Annotated in this window: 11 protein-coding genes; 3 read left to right on the top strand and 8 right to left on the bottom strand. The window is 41.0% G+C overall.

Annotation, left to right across the window (positions count from 1 at the left end; translation table 11 throughout):
* Window positions 1–227 precede the first annotated feature (227 nt).
* The 3 genes from WA1_RS19915 (at window position 228) to WA1_RS19905 (ending at window position 4,672) form a co-directional block, all read left to right on the top strand.
* Window positions 228–2,609, top strand: a complete 2,382-nt coding sequence (locus WA1_RS19915) for a phosphoketolase family protein (protein WP_017741794.1) — start codon at window positions 228–230, stop codon at window positions 2,607–2,609.
* A 228-nt stretch (window positions 2,610–2,837) separates the two neighbouring features.
* The gene (gap, locus tag WA1_RS19910; protein WP_017741795.1) at window positions 2,838–3,884 is read left to right on the top strand and encodes a type I glyceraldehyde-3-phosphate dehydrogenase; all 1,047 of its coding nucleotides are present in this window, start codon (window positions 2,838–2,840) and stop codon (window positions 3,882–3,884) included.
* 200 nt (window positions 3,885–4,084) lie between these two features.
* Window positions 4,085–4,672 (top strand): pyruvate kinase, encoded by a 588-nt coding sequence (locus WA1_RS19905; protein ID WP_017741796.1) that lies wholly within the window; start codon window positions 4,085–4,087, stop codon window positions 4,670–4,672.
* A gap of 50 nt (window positions 4,673–4,722) precedes the next feature.
* Here WA1_RS19905 and WA1_RS19900 read toward each other — a convergent pair whose 3' ends face one another.
* The 8 genes from WA1_RS19900 to WA1_RS57090 form a co-directional block, all read right to left on the bottom strand.
* Window positions 4,723–5,724, bottom strand: a complete 1,002-nt coding sequence (locus tag WA1_RS19900) for a phage tail protein (RefSeq protein ID WP_033334773.1) — start codon at window positions 5,722–5,724, stop codon at window positions 4,723–4,725.
* Between the two features lie 2 nt (window positions 5,725–5,726).
* Window positions 5,727–7,949, bottom strand: a complete 2,223-nt coding sequence (locus WA1_RS19895; protein ID WP_017741798.1) for a putative baseplate assembly protein — start codon at window positions 7,947–7,949, stop codon at window positions 5,727–5,729.
* Window positions 7,950–8,048: 99 nt separating this feature from the next.
* Entirely contained in the window at window positions 8,049–8,471 is a 423-nt protein-coding gene (locus tag WA1_RS19890) for a GPW/gp25 family protein (RefSeq protein WP_017741799.1), read from the bottom strand.
* A 163-nt stretch (window positions 8,472–8,634) separates the two neighbouring features.
* On the bottom strand, window positions 8,635–10,587 hold the full coding sequence (locus tag WA1_RS19885; protein ID WP_017741800.1) for a VgrG-related protein: 1,953 nt from the start codon (window positions 10,585–10,587) through the stop codon (window positions 8,635–8,637).
* Between the two features lie 154 nt (window positions 10,588–10,741).
* Window positions 10,742–11,287 (bottom strand): CIS tube protein, encoded by a 546-nt coding sequence (locus WA1_RS19880; RefSeq protein WP_017741801.1) that lies wholly within the window; start codon window positions 11,285–11,287, stop codon window positions 10,742–10,744.
* 1,219 nt (window positions 11,288–12,506) lie between these two features.
* Window positions 12,507–14,453, bottom strand: a complete 1,947-nt coding sequence (locus WA1_RS19875) for a hypothetical protein (RefSeq protein WP_066612925.1) — start codon at window positions 14,451–14,453, stop codon at window positions 12,507–12,509.
* A 27-nt stretch (window positions 14,454–14,480) separates the two neighbouring features.
* Window positions 14,481–14,996, bottom strand: a complete 516-nt coding sequence (locus WA1_RS19870) for a phage tail protein (protein WP_017741802.1) — start codon at window positions 14,994–14,996, stop codon at window positions 14,481–14,483.
* A gap of 5 nt (window positions 14,997–15,001) precedes the next feature.
* Complete coding sequence (locus WA1_RS57090; protein WP_017741803.1) at window positions 15,002–15,148, bottom strand: hypothetical protein; 147 nt, start codon at window positions 15,146–15,148, stop codon at window positions 15,002–15,004.
* Between the last annotated feature and the right edge of the window lie 11 nt (window positions 15,149–15,159).

Below are 15,159 nucleotides of genomic sequence, written 5' to 3'. Positions count from 1 at the left end.
AATTGACTTCATTTGTTAGCCTTTCATAAAGGTAATTAAACCTATTTATCTGGTTTTTTTGATATCTAAAAGGGTATAGTACCTCAGAAAAACCTACGCTTTTAGGTCAGGTTCGTATAGCCCCAGGTTCTATACTATTGTGTTATCGGTAAGATAATCCCCATACCGCAGGCAAATAAACTTACTCGTGGGAATCTGCAAACATCCTTTTGTGATGGAGTTTTGATATGACTTTAGCTAGCCGTCCGCAAACAAAGCCGTTATCAGATGAAGAACTGCAGAAAATAAACGCCTATTGGCGTGCAGCGAATTATCTTTCTGTAGGTCAAATCTATTTACTCGACAACCCACTACTGAAAGAACCACTGAAAATAGAACATATCAAACCTAGATTGTTAGGTCATTGGGGAACGACTCCCGGTCTGAACTTCATTTACGTTCACCTCAACCGGATCATTAAAAAGTACGATCTGGACATGATTTATATTGCAGGTCCCGGTCACGGCGGTCCTGGAATAGTTGCCAACACATTTCTGGAAGGCACTTACAGCAAGTATTACCCAAATGTGTCCCAAGATGCGGAGGGATTACAAAAACTTTTCAAACAGTTCTCCTTCCCTGGCGGGATCGGTAGCCACTGTACTCCGGAAGTTCCCGGTTCTATTCATGAAGGCGGTGAATTGGGTTATTCCCTCGTCCACGCTTATGGTGCAGCTTTCGACAACCCAGACCTGATTGTTGGTTGCGTTGTTGGGGATGGCGAAGCAGAAACTGGACCCCTTGCAACAAGCTGGCACTCCAACAAGTTTCTTAACCCGGTTCATGATGGTGCGGTACTTCCAATTCTGCATCTGAATGGTTATAAAATTGCTAACCCAACAGTGCTATCACGGTTGAGCCACAAAGAGTTAGAAAGCCTGTTTGTAGGTTACGGTTACAAACCTTATTTTGTGGAAGGTTCCGATCCCGAAACCATGCACCAGTTGATGGCAGCAACTTTAGAAACCATAACTCACGAGATTAAAGAAATTCAGGAAGACGCTCGTAATAATGGCTTCTCCCAACGCCCGCAATGGCCTATGATTATCTTGAGGAGCCCTAAAGGTTGGACGGGTCCCAAAGAAGTTGACGGTAAGAAGACAGAAGATTACTGGCGATCGCACCAAGTTCCTTTTGGCGAGTTACAAGGAAACCCAGAACATTTACAACTCTTGGAAGGGTGGTTGAGAAGTTATAAACCAGAAGAACTTTTTGATGAGAACGGTACACCGATCCCAGAACTGTTAGAACTACCTCCAAAAGGACACCGACGCATGAGTGATAACCCTCACGCTAATGGTGGCCTTTTACTGCGGGATTTGAAAATGCCTGACTTCCGCGATTATGCGATCGATGTTACCGAATCTGGCAGAACTGTAGGTGAAGCCACAAAAGTATCTGGAAAATTCCTGCGGGATGTCATGAAACGTAACCTAGATAGCCGTAACTTCCGCATCTTTGGTCCAGACGAAACTAAATCAAATCGCTTGGATGCTATTTTTGAAGTGACAGATCGAACTTGGGTAGCTGAGAAATATCCTTACGATGATGCTCTCTCACCCGACGGTAGAATCATGGAGATTCTAAGCGAAACAACTTGTCAGGGTTGGTTGGAAGGATATCTTTTGACGGGTCGCCACGGTTTCTTCTCCTGCTACGAGGCGTTTATCCATATTGTAGACTCCATGTTTAACCAGCACGCTAAGTGGCTTGATACTTCCCATGATATTCCTTGGCGCAGACCAATTGCTTCTCTCAATTACCTGCTCACATCTCACGTTTGGCGTCAAGACCACAATGGTTTCTCCCATCAAGACCCCGGTTTTCTTGACTTAGTGGTCAACAAGAAAGCAAACGTGATTCGGGTATACTTACCACCTGATGCCAATTGTTTACTGTCGGTAACTGACCATTGCTTGCGGAGCCGCAACTATGTGAACGTCATCGTTGCTGGAAAACAACCAGCATTGCAGTACCTTAGTATAGATGCGGCAATCAAACACTGCACCAAGGGCGTAAGTATTTGGGAATGGGCAAGTAACGACCAAGGCGGGGAACCAGACGTAGTGATGGCTTGTGCGGGAGATATTCCTACACTAGAAACTTTGGCGGCTGTAGACATTCTGCGGCAAAACTTCCCCGACCTCAAGGTACGGGTTGTAAACGTCGTAGACTTAATGAAACTCCAGCCCGCAAGCGAACATCCCCACGGACTCAACGATGGCGACTTTGACAGCATTTTCACGACTGACAAGCCAATTATCTTTGCCTTCCACGGTTATCCTTGGTTGATTCACCGTTTAAGCTATCGTCGCAAGAACCATGCAAACCTCCACGTCAGGGGTTATAAAGAAGAAGGAACAACAACTACACCTTTTGATATGGCAGTAGTCAACGATGTAGATCGCTTCCACCTAGCGATGGACGTAATAAATCGCGTATCGAAACTGGGATATAAAGCAGCTTACGTGAAGCAGACACTGCAAGACAAGCTCATTGAGCACAAACACTACATTTACAAGTACGGCGAAGATATGCCAGAAGTTCGTGAATGGAAGTGGCCGTATTAAGTTGTTAGTTGACCAGTGACCAGTGACCAGTGACCAGTGACCAATGACCAGTGACCAGTAGCTACTAACCACTAACCCTTCCTCACAAATCTTAAAAGATGCCAATTAAACTAGGCTTTATCTAACATATTTTGGCAGGATTGGGTCAAGAAGGGACTGAAAATTTGGAAAAATTCCCAATCCCTAACTCCCAATCCCAATCCCAATCCCGAAACAGGAGGTTTCATCTTGAGTAAGCTGAAAGTTGGCATCAATGGATTTGGTCGTATTGGGCGACTTGTGTTTCGTGCTGGTATAGACAACCCTAACATCGAGTTTGTTGGCATAAACGACCTAGTACCACCAGATAACTTGGCATACCTGTTGAAGTACGATTCAACTCACGGTAGTTATAAGGGTCAGGTCGAGGCAAAGCAAGATGGTATTGTTGTCAATGGACATTTCATTCCTTGCGTGTCCGTTAGAAATCCTGCGGAATTACCTTGGGGTAAATTAGGTGCAGATTATGTTGTGGAATCTACAGGTTTGTTTACCACGTTTGAAGGTGCTGCAAACCACCTGCAAGCTGGAGCAAAGCGAGTTATAATTTCTGCTCCTACTAAAGACCCGGATAAAGTTCCCACCCTGTTAGTGGGTGTAAACCATCACTTGTTCGATCCAGGAAAAAACACAGTTGTCTCCAATGCTAGTTGTACTACTAACTGTTTGGCACCTGTTGCTAAAGTACTCAATGACAAATTTGGATTAACCGAAGGGTTAATGACTACAGTTCATGCAATGACTGCGACTCAGCCAACTGTAGACGGTCCCAGTAAAAAAGACTGGCGGGGAGGACGTAGTGCAGCACAAAACATTATACCTTCTTCTACAGGTGCAGCCAAAGCAGTCGCACTGGTTTTACCAGAGTTGAAGGGTAAGTTAACCGGTATGGCATTCCGAGTTCCTACCCCCGATGTTTCTGTTGTTGATTTGACCTTCAAAACTGCTAAAGCTACTAGTTACAAAGAAATCTGTGCTGCTATGAAGGAGGCTTCTGAAGGTGAGCTAAAAGGAATTTTAGGTTACACGGAAGATGAAGTGGTTTCCACAGATTTTCAGGGCGATTCTCGTTCCAGTATTTTTGATGCTGGTGCTGGTATCGAACTTAACTCTAATTTCTTTAAAGTTGTTGCCTGGTATGACAACGAGTGGGGTTACTCAAATCGTGTCATTGACTTGATGTTGGCTATGGCACAAAAAGAAGGATTGTTAGAACGCACTGCTGTCGCAGTTTAAACACAACACGGATGGTGTAGGTTGGGTTGAGCGAAAGCGAAACCCAACAAATGCAAGATTGTATTAAAATGATACAGTTAGATTAAAAACCAAAACCCAACTCTGAGTGGTATGTAAGCCATACCGCTCATATTAGCATACTTGAAGAAAAGTAAGGAAATATTAGCAAAGTACTAACTAGTTAATAGCCTCTTGCTCTTATGCAAGATTTGTGCAGTCCAAAAATTCGGTTGGGAATCGTACCACAAGAGGGCTTTACTGTAGAAGCGGGTCAAGAAGTCACTTTTGTACTGCAAAAAGAAGGCAAAAGTGCTGACGAAATCCCTCTGCCGTTGCCAACTTTATTTGCTATGGTCAGACGTGGAGAACCCATTCTCATTAATGATGGTCGCATCAAAGTTATTGTTAGCGATCGCGATGCGGATAAGATTCGCGCACAGGTTATCATTGGCGGTTTGATATCTAGTAAAAAAGGCGTGAACTTGCCAGAGACACGTTTACCTGTAACATCCATAACAGAAAAAGATTTGGGCGATTTGCGTTTTGGGATTCAATCTGGTGTAGATTTAGTAGCAGTTTCCTTTGTGCGATCGCCTGAAGACTTAGAACCAGCACAAAGGATGATTGAAGGAGCAAATACAAATATTCGTATTATCGCCAAAATCGAAAGACGAGAAGCAGTAGAGAACATCGATAAAATTATAGAAGTTGCTGACGGCATTATGGTAGCTCGTGGAAATTTAGGATTAGTAAAAGTACATACTATAGGACAGCCTATTTCTGCTTAGCTGAGATAAATTAAACGCCGAGTTCTGCATTGGCGACTAATCTTAAACCATTAGAAGCTTGAAATTTTAATATCAAGCTCATAGGAACAAAAGCCAGGTTTTTGCCGTTCAATAATCTCTCGGACTAGTTTTTCATCTATTTGTTCGAGATTATTTGCTTGCAGCTCGACTTGAAAATGATAAGGACGACCACCCCCTAACATAGAGTCTTCACCGATGCGTGTTGGACCGAACACAAAACCTTGATTAAAAATTTCTCGAATTTGAATTTGCTCTAACGGTAAACCCGTGTAAAGATGTAAATAAAGACGCAAACCCCAGCTAGTTCCATGCCAACGGTAAAGCGTTATTGCGTTCCGAATTAAACGCCGTTGCTGGTCAAGAGTCCAACGGTCATCAATTTCCCAAGCTACCCAATGGGCGAGAAAGGGGAGTAGTGCTTTGGGTGCAGTTAAAGGGTCTAAGTAAGCCCAAAGGGTTTCTGCGATTTGAACTGCGGGGTCGAAAGCTTGCTCAAAAATGCTGACAAATCTTGCCGCAAAGTCTGCTTCTCGATAAATTTCTGGTAATAAGTTTTGGTAAGAAGTTTTAGGGCGTACAATTAAGTTAAAGGTTCGGTAGTCTATGAGTTGTTGAGAGTCACCTGATTGTAAATAGAGGGAAATTTGGCTTTGATAATTAATTTTGAGTTGACGTTTTTCGGAACTTAATGCCGATTGATTTTCAAAAAAATCATTTGGTATATGAAAAGAAATTGTTTTATCAACCTTTTGGTTGGGATCAATTTCGTCAAAGTTTAGCTGACTCCAACTATACCAATTATTGGGAAAATCTCCTTCAATTTCCAGTTTCCATCGTAATGGACGACCTGAAGTGTTTTCTATTTTAAGTAACATTTCGCTTGTTTCTCCAGGACGCCCTAGCAAATCTTGGTTGACTAGCTCTTCCCGGACGTCCCCTTTTAGGGATAAAGATGTTGATGCTGTGGTTTCTGGGAGCTGCATCGAGGTGAGTGACAGCACCAACATTGGCTGAGATATGGATTGAATCATTGCTAATCTCTGAATTCTATGATGTGGCTCGGTTGCAATTCGGATTTTGTATCTGACCAAGAACATATCAGTCCTATCGGACCAGGGTCGATTTCTGGTTCTGGCATATCCGCACGCAACCATTCTTCACCGTATTTAAACAGCCCAAATAGTTCGACTACGCTTAAATAGCGAATACCAGGTATTTTTTGACACAGGGCTACTATATCTGAAGGATACACGGGACGCCCCAACTCCCAACCTTTACCTTCAAAACCGCCAACTAGAGGATTTAAAAAGCGGTATAAAAGCTCGAGCATTTGAGAGCGAATTCGTTCTTGGTCGCGGGGATTGTTGTAGTGCGGTTCTAATATGACTTGAGTTTTGACGCTTACCCCAACATATTCAGGTGACTCTAATTTTACTTGTATGCCCAAAGGTTTGCGATCGCTCATGTATTGCAAAATCTCTGCTTTGAGTTCCTCAGAGAGAGCAAATTCATCTGGACTCATTCCGGTGCGAAAATCAAAGGTATCTGTCTCTACATTTTTAGGTACAACTAGTAAACGCACTATCCCAGCTGTTGTTTGTTCCGGTTTAGTTAGACAATGGGCGCGAGCAACAACCTTTTGAGCAGCTTCTTTTGCTACCCGCTCAAAATCTTCCGGAGTTACGGCTGTTTCACGGGTACGTAGCATCTGAGGCACTCTCATTACAGCTTCATCTAGAGATTCTGCATCGGCTCCAGAACGGGCGTGTTCGTAGTTGATAACGCTTTGAACGTAAGGAATTGAATTTTTTATTACAGTGATTTTTCCTGCTTGGACGTTGCCTTTGCTACCTCCTCCCGTGCGGTAGGCAACCATGTATATTTCGGAACCTATGGGAGGCACTTTACCATATTGTCTTTCTAAAGCAACTAGTTCTGTATCCTCTGCGACTGGAGGAATATAAGTTGCTAAATTGTTTGTTCTAGCACTCTCTCGCTTGACAATTCTTCCCCCTGGTTGTTTTAATCCCCGTTGATGTGTATGCTGTTTAAGTTGACTTGGTTCTCGAATCAGGGGTCCAAATTGAACTGTACCTGTTTGGGAATCAATGGTGTAGTGGAGGTCATCGGGACTAGATTCGCCAAAGTCGGGAACTTCCACCCAATCTTGGATTTCTCCAACTGGGAGCCTGACTTGGATATGTTCTCCCAAATGTGGAATCCGCTTTAGGATGGGGTCGCTTTGTAATTCAAAGACTTGACCTGCTTTACCGTTGCTGACTCCGAGCAGTTCATGTTCTATACGGATACATTGAGTAGCACTTCCAGCTATACCAACAGAGTTTACTGTTAGACTGATTATGCTAGGAGAATTACTGTAGTTAGGTTGTGTCTCTTTGGGCTGAGTGTAAATACAGCGTATCCAGTGACCTTTGTAACCATTACCAAAGACAGTATTGGGCAATTGTTGCGGTAAATGTAGAATAATGTCAGCTCCATCTAAAGGTTGAGCGATTTCGCTAAAACTGAAACCTTTAGTGTTATCTTCGACCCGAAGAATTTCTTGCCAATTTTTCCCATTCCAAGCTGACCAGATAAGGGGAGGATCGTCAGGGTTAATACCAGTAGTTTGAGCTGCTTCGCCTTTGACATTAAGAGAGATTACATTACCCTCTAAGGAATTTTCGGGGTCTTCTAGTACCAGATAAAAGCAGTTTCCAGGGATCGAATTCTCGAACAACCGCGTGGTGTAAAAATTTTCCCACTGAGCATTTTCTGGAGTGCGATCGCTTAATTGTTGGGGGATGTCTTCTGGTGTATCTGCTGTTAATAAATGCTTGATTTGCGGATTACCAATTACCAACTCACGGTCAGTAGTAAAAATCACCGATTCTTCTGTTTCGGTTCGCAAAGTAGATACTTCTGTAGCAAAGGGAATCTTGACAATATCGGGTTGAGCTTGAGTTAGGTAAAATGTAAGTTCGCATCTTGCAGGTGTTGGAGGATTCAGGCGAATTCCCATCAACTCTAAAAAAGTGATATAATTGCGCCTGGGTACTTGATTGAACCGCAGTAACATTTGGTCAGTGAGCCAAGCAAACATCTCAATTAAAGTAATTCCTGGGTCACCGGGGTTGTAGTTTGTCCATTCGGGACAATAGCGAGGAATGCGGAGAATACACTCTTCAACTAAATCTTTATAAGTGCGATCGTCAAGATTTGATTTTGGTAATTTGGGTAAAAAATTAAAGTCCATTTTATGCTAGTTGTTAGTTGTTGGTTGTTAGTTGTTGGTTGTAATTCGCTTAAAAATCTAAAATCCAAAATCTAAAATCTAAAATCCAAAATCTAAAATCTAAAATCCAAAATCTAAAATTTCCTGTTCCCCGTTCCTTAAATAAAATGGGTAGACCAAGCTGCGGGGTTCGGGGCTGTTTTTAGGTTGGTATTCGATAATGATATTGACTTGGCTGCGGATGGGGTCTGGGTCAGCACGCACTTCTTTTAAAATGATGCGTGGTTCCCACATGGATAATGCTTCTTCTATATAAAGACGAATCAGCAAAAGGGTTTGAATATTTAGTGGTTCAAAGACTAGCTCAGATAAGCGCGAGCCAAAATCAGGTCTATACAGGCGTTCGCCTAATCCCGTGCGGAGGATTATCATAATAGATTCTTCTATATTTGGCTCAGCTGCACTTAGTTGAATTCCTCCCTGTACGTTTACTCTCAGGGGAAAAGCAAAGCCCGCACCGATATAATCAGTTTTTTGTGCCATACCAGGTGTGTATTTATGTATCTCTGCAATATTAATAGTTGTAATGAAACTCAACTTATGCAGGGCTTTACAAGGTTAATAGCACTTAACAACCAATCACCACAGTAAGACAACCGCCAACAATTTTATTTGTAGGACTAAGCGTCTCGACAGTTGGTAAAACTTATAGTGGTACGCCATGTAAAATCAGTGCGCCAGTAACTGTAGTGACGCCTGCATTAAGCGTAATTGCGGAAGCATTAATAGCAATTGCACCACCAGCAGAAATAGTAATTACACCACCAGCATTAATAGTAGTTGCACCACCAGCAGTCATAATATTTGTACCACCAGTATTAATAGTATTTACACTACTAGACTGTAAATTTATGTTGGCAGCTCTAGAACTAATGGTAGCAGCTGCGGTATTGTTAATCGTAGTCCTAGCATTTATGCTGATATCGCCATTCATATCATTCAAACTGATATTTTGTCTGCCTGATGTAGCAATCTCTACAATTCTTTGTCTGTCATTTAAGCGGATTTTATGACCCCCGATAGTTTCTAACTCGATAAACTGCTCGCTATCATTAAGTCGCAGACAGTGACCAGTGCGAGTACCTGTTTGTATATAGTATCCTCGTTTCTCAGTACCTTTATCTTCATCAACAAAGGTTGTTTTATGACCGTAACGGGTTTTTTCTTCTCGCAGACGCACTTTTCCCCTAACAACTGTGTCGGCTATTGTTCTGGGAGTTGGGTCTTTACCATTCCAAACTCCGCCAATAATGTAAGGACGGTGGATATCGCCGTGTTCAAAGCAAACCAACACTTCATCGTTTACTTCTGGTAGCCAATATATCCCGCGATTAGAACCTGCTCCCGGAGCTACTATTCTCGCCCAATTACTATTATGTTCTTCAGTCAAGGTAGGAAACTTGACTTTTACTCGACCTAAGCCTTTGGGGTCTTGGTTATCTGTAACGATACCGACGAGAAAGGTTTGACCTGGTTGTAATTGAGTCTGAGGGGCTATAACTGATAACAAGTCACCTCCTCGCGAACCGCGAACGCTAAACTCAGTGATGTAAATGCGATCGCTGTAAGTGTGGCGAGTCTCTGTAACATAATAGCTACCGCTATGCTGACCCATCTCTTGCAGGTTAACAACTCGTCCTGGTCGAATGAGTGTGTCACCCTCAGCTTTAGCATCTGCGTAAATAAATTGTCCTTCAAGTTCATCACATAAAGCTTGCGCCATTGTATCAGCTTCTTTGGGCTTAAACACTGGCTGGTCTACCAAAATCATTTTTGGCGTAGGTGGTTTACCCTTAAATTTATTACTCGTAGTATTACCTTTACCATTTTCCGTCTGAGTAATAACTTGACCTGTTTTGGCTTTAGAAATAATTGGTTTTTTTTGCGTGTAGTCCCAACCTCTGACTTCAACTTCTTTCACCTGTTCTGCACTGGTAACGCGAACGCGAAAACTATGCAAATCTGTTAACCATTTAAGGGTTAATTTTTGCTTGTCAGCTTTGGGTTTGCGAAAGTTAAGTTTGCCATTTTGGATAAATAACTCAAAGCCAATACGTGCTGCTCTTTCTCGCAGAAACTCCATATTAGTTTGATTTTCTTGAAACAGATATTCATGGACAACACCACTAGAGTCTATAGTACCAGTTTTGATTCCTGTTTCCCGAGCAATTTGTTTAACAATATCGCTATCAGTTTTGTTGACAAAAGAACGATTATAGCGTCCCCGATGCAGGCGGTGAGAATAATCATAACCTCGAACTATGAAATGAGCTTGGGATTTATTAGTAAAATTAGTTTCAATTGCTGTAATTTCGCCTTCTAGAATTTGACCTGGATTTTCATCAACAAAATCAGGGGATTCTGTGGTGCTGGAATTAAAACCAATTTTAACAGATTTACCAATTTGTAATAAGTTTTTGTGACGCCAAGGTTTATCTTCGTTTCGACCAGGATAGTAATCATTCTGGATAATCAAAGTAAACATTCCTGGACGATGCAGGCTTTCTTCTACAGAAATATGGAGAATATCTTCCATTAAAGTAGGAGGATTTTTTTTACCTTCTATTTCCAGTATGGGTAGAGCGCGGTAAGTAGGCATAATAACTCGCTATGAATATAAAAGTACGGATTTTTGGTTTTTATTGAGGAAAGGCAGGAGGCAGAGGGCAGAAGGAAAGAAAATACAGCCATTTTGTGCAAACAAATTCGGACAAAAAGCTAATCCTAACTTCCAGCCAGAATCCGCGTTCATTCTATTTAGTGGTGTGGCTCAAAGTAAGACTTGGTTCTTGACGTTGTTGATTGGTTGGATTTTGAGTTCCTACAGAACCACTTGGTTTTGGTTGCTCGGCTTCTTTTAGAGTTAGATTATCAATAACAGCACGTACTGGAGTACCATTAGGTAAAAACATAGTTAGTTTATAGGTGAGACTTTCGATAAAGCAACTTCGCAAGTATACTTGGTTTCCCCAGCTAAACGTATAAATGGGTGTACGTTCTTTTGTACTCACAAATTCTAGCGCTTTTTTAAATGGTTCAATATATTTAGTAACTACATTTTTACCTTCTTCGTAAGTATCAAACATGATTTGATTGATAGTGACTTCATAAGCAGTCACATGAGAAAAGCTCACTTTCGGTAATCCTTTATCTTCAGTACGAGCACCGGAGTTTTCAGAAATTTCAGCAGTTCTTGTAAAGATTAATTCATTCGGATTAAACATAAATTTGATGGGCGGTACACCATCTTTGGATATTAGTTGAGCTTTGACCAAATTACCTGATACATTTACTACCATAATTTCCTCCAAAAAACTAAATTAGATACTAATAAACTAATAAATACTAAATATATAGTATTTACTCTGTCGTTCTCGCTCTATTTCTAATCGTCCTCTAATGAGAAGATAGATTTCATCACTTAATTCTTTTAATTTGGGATCGAACGGTGTAATTTTATTATTTTCTACATAACTATTTTTGGAAATTTTAGAATTTTTATAATAACTTTCATAACTGTAATTCACATCATTATTAGACCAAAATGGGTAGCCGGAATATTTTTTTCCTAGCCTTGGCTGCTCCATTTCTAAATTTTGCTGTAAAAGAGTATAAATATGTTGGGCTAGAATTTCTAACGTTTGTGCATCAAGAGGTAAGTTTTTAGCAGTAGCATCTTTTGTTAATTTTGGAACTTGAGATTTAAGGTTAATAATTTCCGATTCAAATTGATGATTGTCAGCAGACTGATTATTTGACTGAATAAATTCATCAAGTGATGGTATTAAATCGTTTATCAGATTTGCTGACTGAGTAAAGCCTAAGGAATTAAGAGAAGATTGATTTTGGTTTACATCGTCATCAGATAGGTTGAGCAATTCGGAGATATTTGACCATAATTCCGGTATATTTTTGATATGGGGCGATCTCTCTATGCTTGAGGAATGTTCTCGATCGATTAGCGATCGCTGTGTTGTGTCCTCTGGTAATATTGGTATTTCTTGAGAAATATTGGTCAATTCATTTACCGATTGGTAAATTTGGAAGTTTGACTTTTGCACCAGAGGAGGTAAATTACCCAAAGGTTTGCGAAAAGGTAAACTTTGCTTGCTTAAACGCGCCTCCTTATTGTGTAAATAGGGTTGTTTTTGTTCTAGTAATGCTTCTGATAGCTCTGTTGTAGAATTTTCAGATAATAACGATATTTCCGGAGAAATTTTTGGTAATTTATCTAAAAATTCAGCCATCAATTGTGAAATATGGAAATTCGACTTTTGAGCTAGAGGTAATAAATGTGAAACACTCTGGGTTTGTGATTCTGCGATTGGTAAGGTTAGAACTTGCTCTGTAAGAGTTTCTGCTTGAGGTTGAACAAAAGTTGATAAAGCATCACGAACAACTGGTGAGGATACAGTTAAATAGTTATCAGCACTTTCAACTTGTGCAGATTGTTTTGCAAGTGAGGTAGGTTCCGCCTCTGCACTAATAACTGGTGGAATTTCTGGATTGGATGCAGTTTCAACATCGAGGGATGAAATTTCTGGGAAAGTGACAGATGGCTGTGTCTGTGTCGCCGATGTTGGGGAATTTAAGATTTCTGGTTGTGGTGGAACAACATTCTGGTGGTTGTGGTGAGATGATTGTTGAAAAAGCATCATCATCAATTACAGAAGCATACTCAAGTTGTGCATTTTCAATTTGTTCTACAGTTGTATCTGGGGATGCTGATGTATCTACAGTCGGTTGAATTGCAATTGGTGCGGGAATATTTGTCAGAGATGACGGCGCAATTGCTGGATGAGATGTAGTTTCAACATCGAGGGATGAGATTTCTGGGAAAGTGACAGATGGCTGTGTCTGTGTCGCCGATGTTGGGGAATTTAAGATTTCTGGTGGTTGTGGTGAGATGATTGTTGAAAAAGCATCATCATCAATTACAGAAGCATACTCAAGTTGTGCATTTTCAATTTGTTCTACAGTTGTATCTGGGGATGCTGATGTATCTACAGTCGGTTGAATTGCAATTGGTGCGGGAATATTTGTCAGAGATGACGGCGCAATTGCTGGATGAGATGTAGTTTCAACATCGAGGGATGAGATTTCTGGGAAAGTGACAGATGGCTGTGTCTGTGTCGCCGATGTTGGGGAATTTAAGATTTCTGGTGGTTGTGGTGAGATGATTGTTGAAAAAGCATCATCATCAATTACAGAAGCATACTCAAGTTGTGCATTTTCAATTTGTTCTACAGTTGTATCTGGGGATGCTGATGTATCTACAGTCGGTTGAATTGCAATTGGTGCGGGAATATTTGTCAGAGATGACGGCGCAATTGCTGGATGAGATGTAGTTTCAACATCGAGGGATGAGATTTCTGGGAAAGTGACAGATGGCTGTGTCTGTGTCGCCGATGTTGGGGAATTTAAGATTTCTGGTTGTGGTGGAACAACAGTTGAAAAAGCATCATCAATTACAGAAGCACGCTCAAGTTGTGCATTTTCAATTTGTTCTACAGTTGTATCTGGGGATGCTGATGTCTCTACAGTCGGTTGAATTGCAATTGGTGCGGGAATATTTGTCAGAGATGACGGTGTAATTGCTGGATGAGATGTAGTTTCAACATCGAGGGATGAGATTTCTGGGAAAGTGACAGATGGCTGTGTCTGTGTCGCCGATGTTGGGGAATTTAAGATTTCTGGTTGTGGTGGAACAACAGTTGAAAAAGCATCATCATCAATTACAGAAGCATACTCAAGTTGTGCATTTTCAATTTGTTCTACAGTTGTATCTGGGGATGCTGATGTATCTACAGTCGGTTGAATTGCAATTGGTGCGGGAATATTTGTCAGAGATGACGGTGTAATTGCTGGATGAGATGTAGTTTCAACATCGAGGGATGAGATTTCTGGGAAAGTGACAGATGGCTGTGTCTGTGTCGCCGATGTTGGGGAATTTAAGATTTCTGGTTGTGGTGGAACAACAGTTGAAAAAGCATCATCATCAATTACAGAAGCATACTCAAGTTGTGCATTTTCAATTTGTTCTACAGTTGTATCTGGGGATGCTGATGTATCTACAGTCGGTTGAATTGCAATTGGTGCGGGAGTATTTGTCAGAGATGACGGCGCAGTTGCTGGATTGGATGTAGTTTCAACATCGAGCGATGGAATTTCTGGGAAAGTGACAGATGGCTGTATCTGTGTCCTCGATATTGGGGAATTTAAGATTTCTGATTGTGGTGGAATATCAGGAAAATTGAACCATAAGGTATCAATTTCTTCATCGACAGAAAAGGGTTCTTGTCGAGTTTTAATTAGAGGCGATAAAAACTCTGGTAATTCTAGCTTTCGTCCCAAGGGAGTGAGGGATTTACCCAAGGGAAAAGGTGGTTGAAGCGGCGAATATTTCTGTCCTAAAGTTTGGAGTGGTGGTAATTGAAATTTAAATCCAAGGGGTTTGTCATGCATAATTTTTACAAAATATAAATAACAAAACTAACCAAGAAAATATCCAGAAGAATGGCGAGAACGAAGTTTTATGGCTCCACCACCTCCTGATTTTTCAACTCGCAAACCCTCATAGGCTAAAGTCAATTCTTCAAGAGCTACATTGTTAGCAGAAGCTTGTAAATCAGCCGTTCTCCAACCAACAGGAACTGCGCCAATTAGCGTCCAACATTGCATGACTTTTCCTGCTTGGTTATAAAGCAAAATATTAATGTTACGTCGTTCAATTTTTCCATGACCTGTTGTTTGATTTACCCAATTCCAAAAAACAAAACTGTCAGTTATACCGCGCTTTAAAGTGACATCAGAAAACTCTGGTTGTCCTAAGATAACCCGTTGTTGATCGTTGGCTCCTCCTTCTAAATACTTTTCTGTCTTAACCGTTACGCCAAAACCAGAACATTCGCTAAATGAGGCAGTAATTTTACTCTCAATTTCTACATAGAAGCGATTTGCTGTGACGTAATTTAGTTCGTAATTGCTAAATTTATAATTGTTAGCCATGATTATTATCTCCTATATTTTCCAGAACGATCGCGTTGATTTTGTATATCAGCCAACATCAATTCATAAACTTTTTCACTAAGTTTTCGTAGTAGAATTGGATTTTGCAAAACTTGTTCAGCTAGTTGAGAAAGCGCTGATTGGTTATTCATAGATTTTTCAG

It is taken from the genome of Scytonema hofmannii PCC 7110, assembly GCF_000346485.2.
GTDB classification, from domain to species: domain Bacteria; phylum Cyanobacteriota; class Cyanobacteriia; order Cyanobacteriales; family Nostocaceae; genus Scytonema; species Scytonema hofmannii.
Note: the sequence above shows the minus strand (reverse complement) of the source record. Positions and strands in the feature narration are given on the sequence as shown.

Bases quoted from the DNA above. Each gene is read 5' to 3' on its own strand.
- WA1_RS19880 (WP_017741801.1), bottom strand. From the start codon at position 11,287: ATGGTAGTAAATGTATCAGGTAATTTGGTCAAAGCTCAACTAATATCC.
- WA1_RS19875 (WP_066612925.1), bottom strand. From the start codon at position 14,453: ATGCATGACAAACCCCTTGGATTTAAATTTCAATTACCACCACTCCAA.
- WA1_RS19905 (WP_017741796.1), top strand. From the start codon at position 4,085: ATGCAAGATTTGTGCAGTCCAAAAATTCGGTTGGGAATCGTACCACAA.
- WA1_RS19900 (WP_033334773.1), bottom strand. From the start codon at position 5,724: ATGATTCAATCCATATCTCAGCCAATGTTGGTGCTGTCACTCACCTCG.
- WA1_RS57090 (WP_017741803.1), bottom strand. From the start codon at position 15,148: ATGAATAACCAATCAGCGCTTTCTCAACTAGCTGAACAAGTTTTGCAA.
- WA1_RS19890 (WP_017741799.1), bottom strand. From the start codon at position 8,471: ATGGCACAAAAAACTGATTATATCGGTGCGGGCTTTGCTTTTCCCCTG.
- WA1_RS19915 (WP_017741794.1), top strand. From the start codon at position 228: ATGACTTTAGCTAGCCGTCCGCAAACAAAGCCGTTATCAGATGAAGAA.
- WA1_RS19895 (WP_017741798.1), bottom strand. From the start codon at position 7,949: ATGGACTTTAATTTTTTACCCAAATTACCAAAATCAAATCTTGACGAT.
- WA1_RS19870 (WP_017741802.1), bottom strand. From the start codon at position 14,996: ATGGCTAACAATTATAAATTTAGCAATTACGAACTAAATTACGTCACA.
- WA1_RS19885 (WP_017741800.1), bottom strand. From the start codon at position 10,587: ATGCCTACTTACCGCGCTCTACCCATACTGGAAATAGAAGGTAAAAAA.